Raw genomic sequence first — 17,580 nt, 5'->3', positions numbered from 1 at the left:
GGCGAGCATGTAATGATCCGGGGGTTCTGACATGGCCGAAGCGCATCAGAAAAATCACGACTACCACATCATCGATCCAAGCCCGTGGCCCCTTTTGGCGGCTATCGGCGCGTTCATCATCACCTTTGGTGGTGTCGGCTATATGCGCTACCTGAACGGCGGCGAGCTTAACTTGCTCGGTGTCAACTGGGCGTCGCCGTGGCTGTTCTTCGTTGGCCTGGCAATCATCCTCTACACGATGCTTGGCTGGTGGACCGACACGATCAAGGAAGGCCGCGAAGGGCATCACACCCGCGTTGTCTCGCTGCACCTGCGCTATGGCATGATCATGTTCATCGCCTCCGAGGTGATGTTCTTCGTTGCCTGGTTCTGGGCATTCTTCGACGCCAGCCTCTTCCCCCACGAGGCGATCCAGGCCTCGCGCGTCGAGTTCACTGGTGGCCAGTGGCCGCCGGCCGGTGTGGAAGTCCTCGACCCGTGGCACCTGCCGCTCTACAACACTGTTATCCTGCTGCTGTCGGGTACCTGTGTTACCTGGGCTCACCACGCGCTTCTGCACAACGATCGCAAGGGGCTCGTGAATGGCCTGGCGCTTACCGTTGCGCTGGGCGTCCTGTTCTCCATCGTCCAGGCCTATGAGTATGCGACCGCCCCGTTCGAGTTCTCGAACTCGATCTATGGCGCGACCTTCTTCATGACGACGGGTTTCCACGGCTTCCACGTTCTCATCGGCACGATCTTCCTGATCGTCTGCCTGATCCGTGCGATGCGTGGCGGCTTCACGCCCACCCAGCATTTCGGGTTTGAATCGGCTGCCTGGTACTGGCATTTCGTTGACGTTGTCTGGCTCTTCCTCTTCTTCTCCATCTACATCTGGGGAAGCTGGGGCGCTCCGCTCGCCCATTGAGGCCAGCAGGCAGAGTTACCATGTTAAGGGGAGGGCGGCGCGAGCCGCCCTTCCGCGTTCAAGGAAGCACCATGAGAGACGTGACCCCCATGCCGAACGATAGCGAGACCATCCACAAAAGCGGACGGGTCAAGTTGGTAGTGACCACGGTTCTCGTGCTGGTCGCACTGGCGGTGCTGCTTTCACTCGGCACCTGGCAAGCCGAGCGCCTTCAGTGGAAGGAACAGCTGCTGTCCGACATGGCGGAGCGAAGGTCGGCAACTCCGGCCTCGCTAACAGAAATCGAGGCGATGACCGGGCGCGGCGAAGACGTCGAGTACCGCACGATGACCGCGACTGGCACCTTCGATCATGCCCGCGAACGTCACTTCTTCGCTACCCACGAGGGCAAGACGGGCTTCTATGTCTACACGCCACTGACCTTGGCAGACGGACGGGTTCTGTTCGTCAATCGCGGTTTCGTGCCGTATGACATGAAGGATCCGGCCACACGCGAACAGGGTCAAATCTTAGGCGCCGTCACGCTCACCGGCTACGCGCGCGGCGAGCTGCTTGAGAAGCCGTCCTCCATCGTGCCCGATAACGACACGGCCAAGAACATCTTCTACTGGAAGGATTTGTCGGCCATGGCGTCCAGCACCGGTCTCGGCGCAGACGGCGTGCTGCCTTTCTTCATGGATGCGGATGCCTCGCAGGCCAATCCGGGCGGCTGGCCGCAAGGTGGCGTCACCCAGTTCGCCCTGACCAACAACCACCTGCAATACGCGGTCACATGGTATGGCCTCGCCGGCGCGCTGGTCGTCGTCGTGGGTGCGGTTCTATGGCGCCGGAAGTATCCGGGCGCGCGCGTTTGAAAACTTTTCCTTGGCGGTCGCAGATGCGCTCGCCTATATGAACGGCATCTGCCAATCTCCAAGCTGCGGAACGGAATGAACATCAACGTCGATCAGCCAGTTGCAAAGCCGCCTCTCACGATCAGGCTGTGCGGACCTCGCGGGTTTTGCGCGGGTGTCGATCGGGCCATCCAGATCGTCGTCCTGGCGCTGAAGGCCTATGGCGCACCCGTCTATGTCCGCCACGAGATCGTTCACAACCGCTACGTGGTCGAAGGCCTGGAAGCCAAGGGCGCCGTCTTCGTCGAGGAACTGGACGAGATCCCGCCGGAGCACCGCGACCAGCCGGTCGTCTTCTCCGCGCACGGCGTGCCGAAATCCGTGCCTGCCGATGCGCAGGCACGCAACCTATTCTACCTCGACGCGACCTGCCCGCTGGTCTCCAAGGTCCACAAGCAGGCGATGCGCCATCAGCGTCTCGGCCGTCACGTCATCCTCATCGGACACGCCGGGCATCCGGAAGTGATCGGGACGATGGGGCAACTGCCGGAAGGCACGGTGTCTCTGGTCGAGACGGTGGAGGACGCCGCGGTCTACGAGCCCGCCGACGCAGATAATCTCGGCTTCGTCACGCAGACGACTTTGTCGGTCGACGATACCGCTGGCGTTATCGCCAAGTTGCAGGAGCGCTTTCCAAACCTGACGGCGCCTGCGGCCGACAGCATCTGCTATGCCACCACCAACCGGCAGGATGCGGTCAAGGAGGCAGCGCCCGGCTGCGATCTCTTCATCGTCGTGGGTGCGCCCAACTCGTCCAATTCCAAGCGCCTCGTCGAAGTGGCGTTGCGGGCAGGGGCGACACGTTCGCTGCTCGTCCAGCGCGCCTCGGAGCTCGATTGGGCCGAAATCGGTGCGATCTCCACCCTCGGCATTTCGGCCGGTGCATCCGCTCCGGAGGTCATCGTCGAGGAGATCATCGAGGCCTTCCGTTCGCGCTATGACGCCACCGTGGAGCTGGCGATCACGGCCGAAGAGACCGAGAACTTCCTCGTCAATCGCGAATTGCGCGGCGTACCGCTGACAAGGGAAGACATGGCCTTCGTCAACGGGTGACTTTCCTGTCCCCGACAGAGTAGGGTACGGCCGATTCTGCGGGCTGCTTACGCACGCCCTACAACACCACACCACTGACCAGATTGAGCACGAGAGACCGAGTTGGCCGTTTATACCGACATTACCGAAGACGACCTCAAAGCCTTCCTCACCCAATATGATGTCGGAGAGCTCACCTCCTACAAGGGCATAGCCGAGGGCGTGGAGAACTCTAACTTCCTGCTGCATACGACGCGCGATCCGCTGATCCTGACGCTCTACGAAAAGCGTGTCGAGAAGTCGGACCTGCCGTTCTTCCTCGGGCTCATGCATCACCTCGCGGCGCGCGGCCTGTCATGCCCGCTGCCCCTGCCGCGCCACGACGGCAACTTGCTGGGTGAACTCTCCGGCCGGCCGGCCGCACTGATCTCCTTCCTGGAGGGAATGTGGCTCAGAAAGCCCGAAGCCAGGCATTGCCGCGAGGTGGGCAAGGCGCTCGCCGAATTGCACCTGGCGGGCGAGGGCTTCGAGCTGAAGCGCCCGAATGCGTTGTCGCTGGAAGGCTGGAAGACGCTGTGGCAGAAATCCGCCGGTCGCGCCGACGAGGTAGAAACCGGGCTGCAGGACGAGATCACCGCCGAACTTTCCTTCCTGGAAAATCACTGGCCAGCGGACCTCCCGGCCGGCGTCATTCATGCCGACCTCTTCCAGGACAACGTCTTCTTCCTTGGCGACGGTCTCTCCGGCCTGATCGACTTCTACTTCGCCTGCAACGACATGCTCGCCTATGACGTCGCCATCTGCCTCAATGCCTGGTGCTTCGAGAAGGACGGCTCCTACAACATCACCAAGGGCAGGGCGCTTTTGGAGGGATACGACGCTGTCCGTCCGCTTTCGGCACTGGAAAGGGAGGCTCTCCCTGTCCTCTGCCGCGGTTCGGCCCTGCGCTTTTTCCTGACGCGCCTTTATGACTGGCTGACCACCCCCGCGGGCGCGCTGGTGGTGAAGAAGGATCCGCTCGAATACCTCAGGAAGCTCCGCTTCCACCGGGCGGTCGCCTCCAGCGTCGAATACGGCCTCGCGCTGGAAGTTGCCTCATGAAGCATATCGACATCTTCACCGACGGTGCATGCTCCGGCAATCCCGGCCCGGGCGGCTGGGGCGCGATCCTTCGCTATGGCGAAACCGAGAAGGAATTGTACGGCGGCGAGCCTGACACGACCAACAATCGCATGGAGTTGATGGCGGCGATCCAGGCGCTGAATGCGCTCAAGACGCCGTGCGAGGTCGATCTTTATACCGACAGCGCCTACGTCAAGGACGGCATATCCAAGTGGATCTTCGGCTGGAAGAAAAACGGCTGGAAGACGGCCGACAAGAAGCCGGTCAAGAACGCCGAACTGTGGCAGCAGCTGGAAGAGGCGCGCAACCGCCACAAGGTGACGCTGCACTGGATCAAGGGCCACGCGGGGCATCCGGAGAACGAGCGGGCCGACGAGCTTGCCCGCCTCGGCATGGCGCCGTTCAAGACGCGATGACAAGATTTGGCTTGGGCGTGCCCGCCCTTGTGAAACAGCCGGCGAAAGCTATTCTCGCCGGCAAAAATAAATCAGGCGGGAGACGAACGACATGATCCTTCACTGTGTGTTTCTGAGGTTCAAGACTGCGACCCAGGCGGCTGAAAAGCAGGCGATCTACGATTCGCTTGTCGCCCTGAAGGATGTCACGCCGGGCATACTCGACGTTAAATCCGGCCCTAACGTTTCCCCCGAAAGCCTGAACGGCGGCTTCCGCGACGGGTTCATCGTCAGCTTCGAGAATGCAGAGGCGCGGGATGCCTATCTCGTGCATCCGGACCATGTCGCCCTGGGGGACCGGATTGTCGCCGCGACCGACGGGGGTCTTGGCGGACTGATGGTCTTCGACATGGACGTGTAAATGAAAACGGAGCCCTGGGGCTCCGTTTTGCTATGCGGATGGGTACTGTTCCCGTCTCAGAGCTGCTCGATCATCGCAGCCGCGCTGGAGACGGTGGCCTGGCCGGGGCTTTCCTCGACATTCAGCGACTTCACCGCGCCATTCTCGACCAGCATCGAATAACGCTTTGAACGGACGCCGAGGCCGGCGGCGGACAAATCGACATCGAGGCCGAGCGCCTTGGTAAAGGAGCCGTCCCAGTCGGAGAGGAAGTGAATCTTGCCCATGCCGCCGGAGGCCTGCGCCCACGCGCCCATGACATGCCAGTCATTGACGGCGATGACCGCGATATCGTCGATCCCGCGTGACAGGATCGCGTCGCGGTTCTCAAGGTAACACGGCAGATGGTTGAGCGTGCAGGTGGGCGTGAATGCGCCGGGGACGGCGAAGAGGACCACGCGCTTTCCCTTGAAAAGCTCGTCGGTGGTGATTTCCACCGGGCCGTCGGCCGTCTTTTCCTTGAAGGTTGCGTTGGGCAGCGTTTCGCCGATCGCGATCGTCATATGCATCTCCTGGTAAGCTAGGCGCCTTGCGCCAGTACAGGCACTATAAATCGCGCCTAGTCGAAGGCAAGCGAGGTTTCCATGGAACGGTTGCCGGCAACCACCAGGATGCCCCAGCGTTTACCGCTGATGTCATAACCCTTCGGCAGCTTCTCGATGGGGATTTCCAGCGCGTACTGGTCGCCCTCGCGCTGTTCGTTCCTGCTGTCGAAGAACGCATGGCCTTCCGGGCCGGTTACGAACACCTGTGGCGGGGTGGCTTTTGCCGCCTCAGGCAGCCGAAACTTGAGCCAAAGAACATCGCTGCCGACAAGCGAATGGTCGGTGAGCGCAAAGTCCTCGGACGGCTTCTCCGGCAGCTTGGTTTCGGCCGCGGCCAGCAGCATGGCCTCTTCCACAGGCGTCGCGCCGTCTTCCGCAAGATTGAGGGCGAAATCCGCCTGGAAGGGGATGCAGATATTGCGGCAGAGACCCACGAACGCCGAAACGCCCAGCTTCACGGGCTTCGTTACATCCTCGACCTTCAGTTCGAAGGGAAGCGTTACGGCGTGGTCGTAGCCGATATCCCTCAGATCGCCATTGTCGATCCGCTTGGGAACGGGGTAGGCGAGCTGCTTCAGCGTGACGCCACCCTCTTGCTGAAGGGTCAACTGCGGAGGGATGCCGGCGTCTCCGGGTTCCTTCCAGTAGGTCATCCAGCCGGGATTGGGCTCGATCTGCAGCGCTCCACGCACGGTTCCGTCGCTGGCCGGCGGCAAAGCCAGCAGGCGCATGCGTCCGCCTTCGTTCGTCGCCCACGGCGTCATCTCTGCCTGGGCGGCGGAAAGCGCAACGGTTGTCGCTGCAAGAACGATAAGGATGGCCCGTGCGGGACGGCTCGCGAAAACGTGTCTGGCTGGAATAGGTATCATGGAGGCAATGCTTTACCGGAACTGACCTGTCCAAGCCAGTTCCGGGTCATCCGTCCTGATCATTTTTGGTTGATTGCAGTCAGGCAGTGCCCCATCTTCTCTGAAGGAGCAATCTCGTTTCTGCCGAAAGGCGGATAAGGGCCGCAAAGGAGGTGTGTATGGTCGTGTCTCTCCAGGATACCCACGAGCGAGGCTTCCTCGACGGTCAGTTTCTGATTGCCATGCCGGGACTGCAGGACGGCAACTTTGTAAGGTCCGTCATCTACATCTGCGCGCACTCGCCTGCCGGTGCGATGGGTTTCATGATCAACAGGGCGCAGCCGATCTCGTTCATCGACCTTTTGATGCACCTCAACATGCTGGAGAAGGAGCGCATTCCATTTCTGCCGGAGGCGGTTCGCCAGCTGCCCGTGCTGGTGGGCGGACCGGTCGAAACGGGGAGGGGTTTCGTCCTTCACACCGACGATTATGTCAGCGAATCCAGCATTCCGGTAAACGATGACGTGTCGCTGACCGCGACCCTGGATATCGTCCGTGCCATCAGCGAGGGCAAGGGGCCGAAGCAGGCCACGATGCTGCTCGGCTATGCGGGCTGGGGTCCAGGGCAGCTTGAGCTGGAACTTGCCAACAACGGCTGGCTGAACTGCCCGGCCAGCGACGAAATCATCTTCGACCGGACACTCGACAACAAGTACGAGCGTGCCCTTGCCTTGATGGGGATTACGCCGGAAGCCCTCTCCACCGACGCAGGTCATGCCTGACGCACGCTCATTGCTGCGGAACGATCGGCGTTCACCGGCGTTCTTCTAAAGACCGGTCCAATGAAGGACCTGCATGAAGGAGAGCGAAATGGGTAGCACCAGCGACAAGGTGGTAGGTAAGGCCAACGAACTGGCTGGCAAGGCACGGCAGGCAGTCGGCGACGCGGTGGACAATCACGAAATGGAAGCGCGCGGTGCCGGCCAGGAAGCCAAGGGTCATGCCCAGCAGGCCAAGGGCGAGGCCAAGGAAGCGGTCAAGAAGGTCGTCGATCGCGCCTGATCGAAGCGAGCACCCTGATAGACAAAACCCGCGTCGGTAACGACGCGGGTTTTCTTTGTTAGATAGCCCAGGGGGATAGTGGGCGTCAGGCTCGCTTGGTCAGCGGGAAACGTTCCTTCAGCAGTCGCAAGGTGGCGTCACCGGTGGTGGGCGGGCCAAACAGGAAGCTCTGGCCGAACTGGCAGCCCATCTTTCCGAGTTCCGTGGCATCCTCGTCCGTTTCTATCCCTTCGGCCACGACCGCCATTTCCAGCGCGCGCGCCATCGCGATCACGGAACGCAGGAGGACCGCGCGCTTCTCGCGCACGTCACGGACAAGCGCCTTGTCGAGCTTGATCGTGTCGAACGGGAACTGCGTCAGATAAGCGAGCGACGAATAGCCGGTCCCGAAGTCGTCGAGGGCAAGGCCGATACCCACCTCCTTCAGCTTCGTCAGCACGAGGCGTGCCTGCTCCGGGTTTTCCATCATGATCGACTCGGTCAGTTCGAGCTTGAGCTGCTGTGGGTCGCATTCGCTCTTGGCCAGAAGTGCGCGCACCTCGTTGTAGAGGTTGTTGTTGAGCACCTGCGCGCTCGACAGGTTGACCGACACGAAGATTGGAAGTCTGCCTGTCTGCTTCTGCCAGTTGATCAGGTCCGCGGCGGCACGCTCAAGCGCAAACATCCCAAGCTCGCTGATCAGGCCGGATGTCTCCGCGATCGGAATGAATTCCGACGGAGGTACGCTTCCACGACGGGGATGTTCCCAGCGCATCAGTGCCTCGAAACCAGCGATCTCGCCGTCAGTCAGCCGGATGATCGGCTGGTAGGCAAGCGACAATTCCTTCCGCTCGATGGCGCGGCGCAAGTCCGTCTCGATCTGCAGCCTGTCGGTACCCGAGGTGCGGAAAATCGGCCGGAAAGGCTCGACCCTGTTCCCGCCGCCACGCTTGGCGCGGTACATCGCCAGTTCGGCGTTGCTGAGAAGCTCGGTTGAGCTTTCCTGCTGATCGACCCAGGACGCAAGTCCGATCGACGCCGTCAGGATGATTTCGCGGTTGGCGAAATTGATGGGGACCATGACTGCCTTCGACACGGCGTCGGCAAAATCCGCCACCTTGGCCGGGTCCTGTTCCGAGACGAGGATCAGTCCGAACTGGTCGCCGGAAAGCCGCGCTAGGGTGTCTTGCGGCCGCAGGAGGCGGCGAAGCCGACGCGTCAGCGCGATCAGGATGTTGTCTCCAGCCGCAATGCCCAGCGCGTCGTTGACCTGCTTGTAGCGGTCGATATCGATCGCCAGAACCGTGGGACGGACATTGTCGCTGCTGACGGCCAGCGTCAGCACGGCCTGCAGGCGGTCGAGGAAGACCTGCCGGTTCGGAAGGCCCGTCAGGTTGTCGTGCATCGCATCCTGCAGCAGCCGCTCGACGGAGTTCTTCTGCTCGGTGATGTCGACGATCGTGCCGACACAGCGAATGATCTCGCCGTTCGAGCCAAGGACCGGCCGGGCCCGGATCTGCAGCCAGTGGAAATGGCCGTCTTCGGCGCGGATTCGGAACTCGTGGCTCAACCGGCCGCGCCGGTGCTCGAGAAGAACGTCCAGCGTCGCCTTGAAGCGGTCGCGGTCGTCCGGGTGCAGACGCGGCAGCCAGTTGCGGACCGGCCCGTGCATGGTGCCGCCGGCAAGGCCGAGCTTTGCCGAGATGTCGGGCGTCGTGACGACCTTGTCGCGGGCCACATCCCAGTCCCAGACGATGTCGCCGGAGCCGGTCAGCGCCAGCGACTGCCGTTCGAGATCGGAGAATAGGCCCTGCTGGTACGCGCCGCCCGCGAATGCGTGCTGCATGACGGTGAAGCCGATCAGCAGCACGATCAGAACGAGACCGCCGCCGAGAGCAGGCTGGATGATGTCGTTGTCCAGCTGTCCCGTCACGGTCAGCCATCCGCCGAACAGCCAGACGAGGATCAGCGCCCAGGTCGGCACGAGCAGGATGGCCCGGTCGTAGCGGTTCAGCCCGAGATAGATGATCAGCAATATGCCGGCGGTCGCGGTCAGCGCGAAGGAAAGCCGCGCAATGCCCGAGGCGATGGACGGATCGTAGATCGCCACGCCGAACAGGAGGGTGAGGCAGAAGATCCACGCGAAGGTCGCATAGCCGAGATGGACGTGCCATCGATTGAGGTTGAGATAGGTGAAGAGGAATATCACCAGGCTTGAGGCCAGCGCCACTTCCGCACAGGCTCGCCAGACCCGCTGGTCGCTGGCCGTGATGCTGATCAGCTTGTCGAGGAAGCCGAAATCGACGCAGATATAGGCGAGCACCGCCCAGGCGAGTGCGGCCGCCGCCGGCAGCATCGATGTTCCCTTCACCACGAAGAGAATGGTGAGGAAAACCGCGAGCAGGCCTGCAATGCCGAGCACGATGCCACGGTAAAGGGTGAAGGCGTTGACGGTATCCTTGTAGGCCGCCGGTTCCCAGAGATAGAGCTGCGGCAGCGACGGTGTCGCCAGTTCCGCCACAAAGGTGATGACCGAGCCGGGATTGAGCGTGATGCGGAAGACGTCGGCATCCGGGCTCTGCTCGCGGTCCAGCGCGAAGCCTTCGCTCGGCGTGATGGCGATGATGCGCTGGGAGCCGAGGTCCGGCCAGAACATCTTCGATCCGACCATCCGGAAATGTGGTGCGACGATGACGCGTTCGAGCTGCTCTTCGGAAACATTGGCCAGGGAAAAGACCGCCCAGTCCCCCTGGTGTGTCGGCGAGCTCGACTGAACCTCGATGCGCCGTCGTATCCCGTCGGCGCCAGCGGCGGTCGAAACCTGAAAGGCTTCGCCCTGGTTGGTGTAGATGTCCGTCATCTCGGTGAGGTCGAGAGCGTTGTCATCGCGCGAGATCTTCACCGGCTCGGCGGCCATTGCCGTCGGCATCTGCGCCACGAGCGCGGCGGCCAAAGCCACCAGCAGGATGAGTAAGGGCCGGAGTGTTGCCATAGCAGGGAAGCGGACGTTCATGATTGCGTCATCTTCCCGGTTTCGTCATGTTCAGTCAGGCGGGAGTACATCACGTGGTCGCGCCACTCCCCGTTTATCTTGAGATATTTTCGCAAAAGGCCTTCTCGCTCGAACCCGGCCTTTTCCAGCAACCGGACACTTTTCCAGTTGTCGGGAATACAGGCTGCTTCAATCCGGTGCAACTGAAGTTGGCCATAGATGTAGGGAATGGCAATTTTGAGGGCGGCCAGCATGTGCCCCTGGCCGGCATGTCGCTCCCCCATCCAGTAGCCGATCATGCAGCTCTGTGCCGCGCCGCGCCGGATGTAGCCGATGGTCAATCCCCCGAGCAGCGTCGTCTGCGATCGGTCGAAGACAAGCAGAGGCACGGCGTAGCCAGCCCTGTATTCTTCAATGCTGCGATTGACGCGTGCGCGGAACGACGACTGGGACAATTCGTCGTCGCGCCAGGTCGGTTCCCAAGGCTGCAGGAATGCGCGGCTCTCCGTGCGCAGGATCAGCCACTGGCCAAAATCTGAATACCGGGCGAGGCGAAGGGAATGGGAATCGCCGTGGAGGAGGGGGCTTTCCTGCCGCCGTGACAAAAACCGAAAAACCGATTTCGCCATGTCCCACTCCAGAGGATGTTCGAGCGACGAACGCGCCCGGTCTATGGGGATGCCGCCCCGGTTGGGCCGGCAGTCGTTTTCGCGGCCGAAGGCGGGGTATCTCAGATGCATCCCGCCGTCATGCTGCGCATTTGGTCTCAGCCAGCAATTCGTTGGGCATTTCCTGAAGGCTGGGTGAGCGAGCGGGAGATTTCCTCCATCGAAACCAGCTTTTCAATCGGCCCGACGGCTGAAAGGGTGGGAACAGTGTCGAAGAACAACCGCCCGGAAAGATCCGTCAGCCGTTCGGTGGTGATGCCCTCGAGCCGTTCCATCATCTCCGGGTTAGGGATCGGGCGGCCGTAGAGGATCATCTGCCGGGCGATCTGGCCGGCGCGTGCGGCCGGGCTTTCCTGGCCCATCAGGAGCTGCGCGCGGATCTGCGCGCGTGCCCGGTCTATTTCCTGTTGGTGGATCTTGTCCGACGCCTTGCGCAGTTCCTCGATCACGACAGGAAGCAGGTTGGGAATATCGTCGCCGCCGGTTGCGGCGTGGATCCCGAAGATGCCGGTATCGGAAAAGCCCCAGTGGAAGGCATAGACCGAATAGCAGAGACCGCGATGTTCACGCACTTCCTGAAACAATCGTGACGACATGCCGCCACCCAGGATGTTGGCAAGGATCTGGGAACAATAGAAGTCCCGCATGTGATAGGCTTTGCCTTCGAAGCCGATCAGAAGCTGCGCGTCCATCAGATCGCGCACTTCCCGCACGTCGCCGCCGATATACCGTGCAGCCTCTAGGACGGGTGGGGCGCTTGGCGTCAGCGGCAGGGTCGCGAAACGCTGCTCGACCTGTTTGCAGAATACGTCATGGTCCACGGCGCCGGCGGCCACGACGAACATCCGGTCTGTCGTGTAGTTGCGCGAGAGATAGTTGCGGATCTGGCCGGAGGTGAAGCTTTGCACCGTATCGGGCGTGCCGAGGATCGGACGGCCGATCGTCTGGCCGAGATAGGCGATTTCCGAGAACTTGTCGAAGACGACGTCGTCCGGCGTGTCGTTCGCCGCGCCGATCTCCTGCAGGATGACGTGCTTCTCGCGCCGCAACTCCTCCTCGTCGAAGACGGACTCCGTCAGGATGTCCGCCAGGATATCCACCGCAAGCGGCACGTCGTCCCTCAGGACGCGGGCGTAATAGGATGTCGTCTCGGTGGAGGTGGCGGCGTTCAGTTCGCCGCCGACATTCTCGATTTCCTCGGCGATGTCACGCGCGCTTCTGCGCGAGGTGCCTTTGAAGGCCATGTGCTCGAGAAGATGAGCAATACCGTGCTCGTCTTCTGTTTCGTTACGCGAGCCGGACTTGATCCACACTCCAAGTGCGACGCTCTCCAGATGGGGCATTGCCTCGGTAACGACTGTCAACCCGGACGCAAGCCGGGTTACCTGTACATTCATCGCTTGTCTTTCTGGCGCTGCCGCCACTCACTTGCCCGCACGTGCACGACCGCCGATGAAGTTTTCGACGGCCTTGAGCTCGGCAGGCAGGATGTCGAAGCGCTCCTCCCTGGTCATAAGATCGGCTAGCCATGATGGAAGGGCTGGTTCAATTCCGCAAGCGGATTTTACCGAGGCCGGGAATTTGGCCGGATGCGCTGTCGCCAGCGTCACCATGGGGCTCGTTGATTTTGCGTTCTTTTTCGCCACGAAAACGCCCGTCGCCGTGTGCGGGTCGAGAAGATATCCGGTCTCGGATAGGGTCTCGCGGATCGTTGCCGCCACCTGTTTTTCGGTGGCTCGGCCGGCACGGAACTCCCTGCGGATCGCTTTCAGCACGTCCGCCTGGATCTCGAAGGCGCCCGATTGCTTGAGGCCCGACATGGCGGCGCGGACGAAGGATGCATCGCGGCCATGGGTTTCGAACAGCAAACGCTCGAAGTTGGATGAGATCTGGATGTCCATCGACGGCGAGGTCGTGGCCTTCACCTCGCGCATCTCGTAGCGCCCGGTCTTGAGGGTGCGAGCGAGAATGTCGTTGTCGTTGGTGGCGATCACAAGCCGCTCGATCGGCAGGCCCATGCGCTTGGCGACATAGCCGGCGAAAATATCGCCGAAATTGCCCGTGGGCACGGTGAAGGAGATTTTCCGATCCGGTCCGCCAAGCGAAACTGCTGCGGTGAAGTAATAGACCACCTGCGCCATGATGCGCGCCCAGTTGATCGAGTTGACGCCGGAGAGCTTCACGCGATCGCGGAAGGTCGCGTCGTTGAACATCTCCTTCACCAGGTTCTGGCAGTCGTCGAAATTCCCTTCGACCGCGACCGCATGCACGTTGGATGCCGTCGAGGTGGTCATCTGCCGCTGCTGCACGGCCGAAACCTTGCCCTTGGGAAAGAAGATGAAGATGTCGGTACGGTCCCGACCCGCGAACGCGTCGATCGCCGCGCCGCCCGTATCGCCGGAGGTCGCGCCGACGATCGTGGCGTGTTCCCCGCGCTCTGCCAGGACATAGTCCATCAGCCGGGCAAGGAGCTGCATGGCGACGTCCTTGAACGCGAGCGTCGAGCCATGGAAGAGTTCGAGTATGAAGTCGTTCGGGCCGGTCTGGACCAGCGGGGCAACCGCCGGATGACGGAACGTCGCATAGGCCTCGTCGATCATCGACCGCAGGCTGTCGGCGGGAATCTCGTCGCCGGTAAAGCGGCGGAGGATTTCGAATGCGACTTCCTGGTAGGGTTTTCCGCGCAGCGCCCGGATCTCACGCTTCGTCAGCGTTGGCCATTCACGCGGCACATAAAGCCCGCCATCTCGGGCGAGGCCGGCCATCAGCGCGTCACGGAAGCCGAGAGCAGGAGCCTCTCCGCGGGTAGAAATGTATTCCACTACCTTCAATCCCCAATCGATTTTTATTCGCGCCGCTGATATAGACCAGGAAAATGGGCTGCGAAAGGTCGGAAGAGAGCATCTTTCGGCACACCGCAGGCGGGATTGGGAAGATGTTGAGAGGGTTGAGTTCAGTGGTTGGCACAGTAGCGCGCAGTCTTTTGTCCGTATCGTTCCTGGCAGTCCTTGCGGGCTGCAATTCTTCCTCTCCAACGTCCGGGCTGACCGAGGCCGCCCCCGCCGCGGAAGCGCAGGTGGCTGCTGCTCCTGTCGTGCAGGCCTTTTGCCCGCCGGTCGTGATGCGTGAAGAGGGTGCCGTTCACCGTGCCTATGCGCGCGGCGGTCAGGATAATCCGGAGAAGCTGATGTACCAGGCCTCGCTTGCGGAAGCGACGCGCCAGTGCACGGCTAATGAAACGACCATGACGATCAATGTCGTGGCCCAGGGTCGGGTCGTGGCCGGCCCGGTGGCGACCCCGGGGCAGGTGAGCCTTCCGGTGCTGGTCGAAGTGGTCGATGGCGAGGACGTCATCTACTCGCAGAAGGTGAGCTTCCCGGTGGAAGTGACGACCGGCGGAAACCAGTTCATCTTCAGCAAGGCCGACGTCCAGATCCCCAACGCTCAGGGTGGCGCATCGCGCTTCACGCGCGTGCGGCTGGGCTTCGAGACCGCTGCGAAGCGGTAGTGGAAACGGCCGACCGGTTCGCGCCGGCGATCCATTAGCGAAGCCTCAGTTAGGGCTTCGTTAACCATAGACAGCTACGGATTGTTAAGAAACCCGCTGCGTGTGGTGGGCTTTCGTTAGCATCGAGCTGTCCATGGAGAAACCACAGCTTCCGGAATTTTCCCGCCGCCTCGGGCTTTTCACGGCACTTGCCTCGATCGCTCTGGCAGCGCCCGCGCTTGCCCAGTCCGTATGGACGGGCAATGCCGACAACGAATTCAGCAATGGTTCCAACTGGGTACCCGGTCCGCCGGGGCCGGATGATGCGGCGGCGGTAAACACCGGCTCTCCACAGGTCACCAATAATTTCGTCATTACCGAAATGGACGTGGACGGTGGCAATGTCACGGTCACCAACACCGGAGAATTGACGGTCACGGGCGGCAGCACGGTCAATTCCGGCAGTATCAGCATCAATGCGGGCGGCGTTCTAAACTCGGACGTCGAACTGAACGGCGGCGGACTGTCCATCGACGGCGACCTGAACGGCAGGCTGACACTGAACAGCGGCGGCGTTTCCGTGGATGGAACGCTGGGAAGCGCTGCGATCGGAAACACCACATCGCTGACCAATAACGGGCGCGTGGGCGGTGTCGATGTCTCGGCCGGCGGAACATTCGTCAACAACAGCGGTGCAACCGCCGGTGCCGTCACGAATGCAGGTACCGCGTCCAATGCCGGCACCATCACCTCGCTGACCAACACGGCGGGAAACTTCACCAACAACACTGGCGGCGTGATCAGCGGCAACACGATTGTCGCCGGCGGCAGCGTTACGAACAACTTCGTCATCACGGCAGCAGATGTGGCGGCTGGCGCGGCGTTCACGAACAACACCGGCGCATCTGCCGGGACCGTCAGGAATTCGGGCACGGTGTCGAACGCCGGCGCGATCGCGTCGCTGCAGAACAACGCCGGAAGCTTCACCAACAATTTCGGCGGCAGGGTGACTGGCCAAACAGCGATCGCGGGCGGCAGCGTCACGAACAATGCGGCGCTGGGCTCCGTCGGCGTCGGTACCGCAGGCACCTTCACCAACGCCTCCGGTTCGACCGCCGGAGCGGTGACGAATTCCGGAACCACGTCGAATGCGGGCACCATCGCGTCGCTTCGAAACGACGCCGGCAGTTTCACCAACAATGCCGGCGGCAGGGTGACCGGAACGGCAACCGTTTCGGGCGGAACCGTCACGAACAACTTCGTCATCACGGCAGCCGACATCGCGGCCGGCGCCGTTCTCGTCAACAACAGCGGGGCGACGGCGGGTGCCGTCACGAACGCCGGCAGCACGTCGAACGCCGGCACCGTGGCGTCTCTGCAAAACACGGGTGGAACCTTCACCAATAACGGCGGCGGCACGGTGACCGGCACAACGACCGTTTCGGGCGGGAACGTCGTCAACAACGCGACCGTCGCAGATGTCGACATTGGCGCAGGCGGCTCTTTCACGAACAATGGTGGCGCTGTCGCCGGTGCGGTGGCGAACGCCGGCACTGGCTCGAACGATGGAACCGTCGCCTCGTTGACGAACAGCGCCGGCATGTTCTCCAACACCGGCACGATCAGCGGCTCGGCGACGGTCACGGGCGGTTCGCTGGTAAATGACGGCACGGTCGTCGGTGCGATCGATGTCTTTGACGGCGGGCTGCTGACCGGCAGCGGCGACATGGGCGCCCTGACCGTGAATTCGGCTGGTGTGCTTGCGCCGGGCCCCGGCATTCAGGTCGTCGCGGTCAACGGCAACCTCACCTTCCGCTCCGGATCGATCTATCGGGTCGATATCGACGCGACCGGTCTCTCCGACCGCGTCGATGCGGCCGGAGCGCTCGTCATCGAGGGCGGCACTCTGGAGATCCTCGCCGGCAGCGGCCTCTTTGGCCTTCAGACCGACTACACGATCCTGACTGCGAGCAGCGTGACGGGCGCCTTCGATGCCGTCACCAGCGATTTCGCCTTCCTGTCGCCGATCCTGACCTACGTGCCGACACGTGTGGAACTCGGCCTCCATCGCAACGATGTCGCGTTCGCGGATGTGGCCTTGACGGACAACGGCCGTTCCACCGCGAATGCCGTCGAAGCGCTGGGTTCCACGAACGCACTCTTTCTCGCCGTCCTGCCACTGGATGTCCTGACCGCGGGCGATGCCTTCTCGCAGCTGAGCGGTGAGGCGCATGCCTCGCTGAACAGCCAGTTGTTGTGGGACAGCCGCTTCCCCCGCGAGGCAATAGTTGACCGGATGAAACCGGCCAGCGACACGCGTCTTCAGGAGGTTGAAGGCGCAACCTTCTGGACCTCGGGCTATGTGGCGACGAGCCGGCTTTCGAGCGATGGCAATGCGGCGGGTATCGATGGCGATACGGCAGGCGTGATCGTCGGAGCCGATGCGGCGGTGTCCGATCAATGGAGGCTAGGGGGCATCCTCGGTTACAGTCATGCCGAGGCAGGCTCGCAGGCGGAAGTGGCGTCCTACCATGTCGGCCTCTATGCGACCGGCGATCTCGGGCCGTTGGATCTTGCCGGTGGTGCGATCTATTCCCGCAACGACGCCTCGACGGATCGCGGCATTTCTTTCGGCTCGTTCTCCGATCGCCTGAGGGCCGATTACGACAGCGCCACCACGCAATTTTTTGCGGATCTTTCCTGGACCATGGAGGCGGATGCGATCGTGCTGCAGCCCTTCGCAAACATTGCCTACGTCAATATCGAGACGGACGGTTTCCACGAGAGTGGTGGTGCGGCGGCACTGTCGGCCGCCAGCGGCTCGGACGATGTGACGATGGCGACATTCGGCCTGCGCTGGTCGGCGGACTTGCCAGTTGATGAATGGCCTGTGGTGGTTTCGGGCATGCTGGGCTGGCGCCATGCCTTTGGCGACCTGTCGCCTTCCACGCGCCTTGCCTTTGCCGGTGGCAGCCCGTTCCTGATCGAGGGCGTGACGATGCCGCGTGATGCGCTGGTGGTCGAGGCCGGCGTCTCCGCCAAGCTCTCCAAGTCCGCCCGGCTGAGCCTGACCTATGCCGGCGAGTTCGGCGACGGCGCGGCGTTCCACGCCGCGCGGGCCAACCTGACGGTCAATTTCTAGCCCCACAGGCTAAAAATTCTATTGCCGCGGTGCGCCGGGAATGGCGCA

At 62.2% G+C, this 17,580-nt stretch carries 16 protein-coding genes; 10 read left to right on the top strand and 6 right to left on the bottom strand.

Translation table 11 applies throughout. The annotated features are described in order from the left end of the window. Positions 1–31: 31 nt before the first annotated feature. The 6 genes from LH464_RS10925 to LH464_RS10900 all read left to right on the top strand — a co-directional run bounded on the left by LH464_RS10925 (position 32) and on the right by LH464_RS10900 (position 4,770). Positions 32–907 carry a cytochrome c oxidase subunit 3 gene (locus LH464_RS10925; protein ID WP_226786413.1) on the top strand — a complete coding sequence of 292 codons (876 nt, stop codon included), beginning with the start codon at positions 32–34 and terminating at the stop codon, positions 905–907. A gap of 71 nt (positions 908–978) precedes the next feature. Next, positions 979–1,761 (top strand): SURF1 family protein, encoded by a 783-nt coding sequence (locus LH464_RS10920; RefSeq protein ID WP_390624965.1) that lies wholly within the window; start codon positions 979–981, stop codon positions 1,759–1,761. Positions 1,762–1,836: 75 nt separating this feature from the next. Further along, entirely contained in the window at positions 1,837–2,853 is a 1,017-nt protein-coding gene (gene ispH / locus LH464_RS10915) for a 4-hydroxy-3-methylbut-2-enyl diphosphate reductase (RefSeq protein WP_226786412.1), read from the top strand. A gap of 102 nt (positions 2,854–2,955) precedes the next feature. Further along, entirely contained in the window at positions 2,956–3,933 is a 978-nt protein-coding gene (locus tag LH464_RS10910; RefSeq protein ID WP_226786411.1) for a homoserine kinase, read from the top strand. Further along, on the top strand, positions 3,930–4,370 hold the full coding sequence (gene rnhA / locus LH464_RS10905) for a ribonuclease HI (RefSeq protein ID WP_226786410.1): 441 nt from the start codon (positions 3,930–3,932) through the stop codon (positions 4,368–4,370). Before LH464_RS10910 ends, rnhA begins: the two co-directional genes overlap by 4 nt. Positions 4,371–4,461: 91 nt before the next feature. Next, on the top strand, positions 4,462–4,770 hold the full coding sequence (locus LH464_RS10900) for a Dabb family protein (RefSeq protein WP_226786409.1): 309 nt from the start codon (positions 4,462–4,464) through the stop codon (positions 4,768–4,770). Positions 4,771–4,826: 56 nt separating this feature from the next. Here LH464_RS10900 and LH464_RS10895 read toward each other — a convergent pair whose 3' ends face one another. Then, entirely contained in the window at positions 4,827–5,312 is a 486-nt protein-coding gene (locus LH464_RS10895; RefSeq protein ID WP_226786408.1) for a peroxiredoxin, read from the bottom strand. Between the two features lie 56 nt (positions 5,313–5,368). After that, positions 5,369–6,223 (bottom strand): protein-disulfide reductase DsbD domain-containing protein, encoded by an 855-nt coding sequence (locus tag LH464_RS10890; protein WP_226786407.1) that lies wholly within the window; start codon positions 6,221–6,223, stop codon positions 5,369–5,371. 158 nt (positions 6,224–6,381) lie between these two features. Here LH464_RS10890 and LH464_RS10885 point away from each other — a divergent pair, with 158 nt between their 5' ends. Further along, a complete protein-coding gene (locus LH464_RS10885; RefSeq protein WP_226786406.1) occupies positions 6,382–6,984 on the top strand; it encodes a YqgE/AlgH family protein in 603 nt (200 codons plus the stop codon). 88 nt (positions 6,985–7,072) lie between these two features. Then, entirely contained in the window at positions 7,073–7,264 is a 192-nt protein-coding gene (locus LH464_RS10880) for a CsbD family protein (protein WP_226786405.1), read from the top strand. Positions 7,265–7,349: 85 nt separating this feature from the next. Here the strand turns inward: LH464_RS10880 and LH464_RS10875 are convergent, their stop codons facing one another. From LH464_RS10875 to thrC, 4 genes are all read right to left on the bottom strand, one after another. Continuing rightward, complete coding sequence (locus tag LH464_RS10875) at positions 7,350–10,256, bottom strand: EAL domain-containing protein (RefSeq protein WP_226786404.1); 2,907 nt, start codon at positions 10,254–10,256, stop codon at positions 7,350–7,352. Beyond that, the gene (locus tag LH464_RS10870; protein WP_226786403.1) at positions 10,253–10,864 is read right to left on the bottom strand and encodes a GNAT family N-acetyltransferase; all 612 of its coding nucleotides are present in this window, start codon (positions 10,862–10,864) and stop codon (positions 10,253–10,255) included. Before LH464_RS10870 ends, LH464_RS10875 begins: the two co-directional genes overlap by 4 nt. A 137-nt stretch (positions 10,865–11,001) precedes the next feature. Then, positions 11,002–12,300, bottom strand: a complete 1,299-nt coding sequence (locus tag LH464_RS10865) for a M16 family metallopeptidase (protein WP_226786402.1) — start codon at positions 12,298–12,300, stop codon at positions 11,002–11,004. 27 nt (positions 12,301–12,327) lie between these two features. After that, positions 12,328–13,725, bottom strand: a complete 1,398-nt coding sequence (thrC, locus tag LH464_RS10860) for a threonine synthase (RefSeq protein ID WP_226786401.1) — start codon at positions 13,723–13,725, stop codon at positions 12,328–12,330. Between the two features lie 254 nt (positions 13,726–13,979). On the opposite strand from thrC, the gene LH464_RS10855 reads away from it, so the two are divergent. Together LH464_RS10855 and LH464_RS10850 are read left to right on the top strand one after the other, a co-directional pair. Then, on the top strand, positions 13,980–14,411 hold the full coding sequence (locus LH464_RS10855) for a PilZ domain-containing protein (protein WP_226786400.1): 432 nt from the start codon (positions 13,980–13,982) through the stop codon (positions 14,409–14,411). A gap of 133 nt (positions 14,412–14,544) precedes the next feature. Further along, positions 14,545–17,532, top strand: a complete 2,988-nt coding sequence (locus LH464_RS10850; protein ID WP_226786399.1) for an autotransporter outer membrane beta-barrel domain-containing protein — start codon at positions 14,545–14,547, stop codon at positions 17,530–17,532. Positions 17,533–17,580 lie beyond the last annotated feature (48 nt).

It is taken from the genome of Pseudorhizobium xiangyangii, assembly GCF_020531965.1.
GTDB lineage: Bacteria > Pseudomonadota > Alphaproteobacteria > Rhizobiales > Rhizobiaceae > Neorhizobium > Neorhizobium xiangyangii.
Note: the sequence above shows the minus strand (reverse complement) of the source record. Positions and strands in the feature narration are given on the sequence as shown.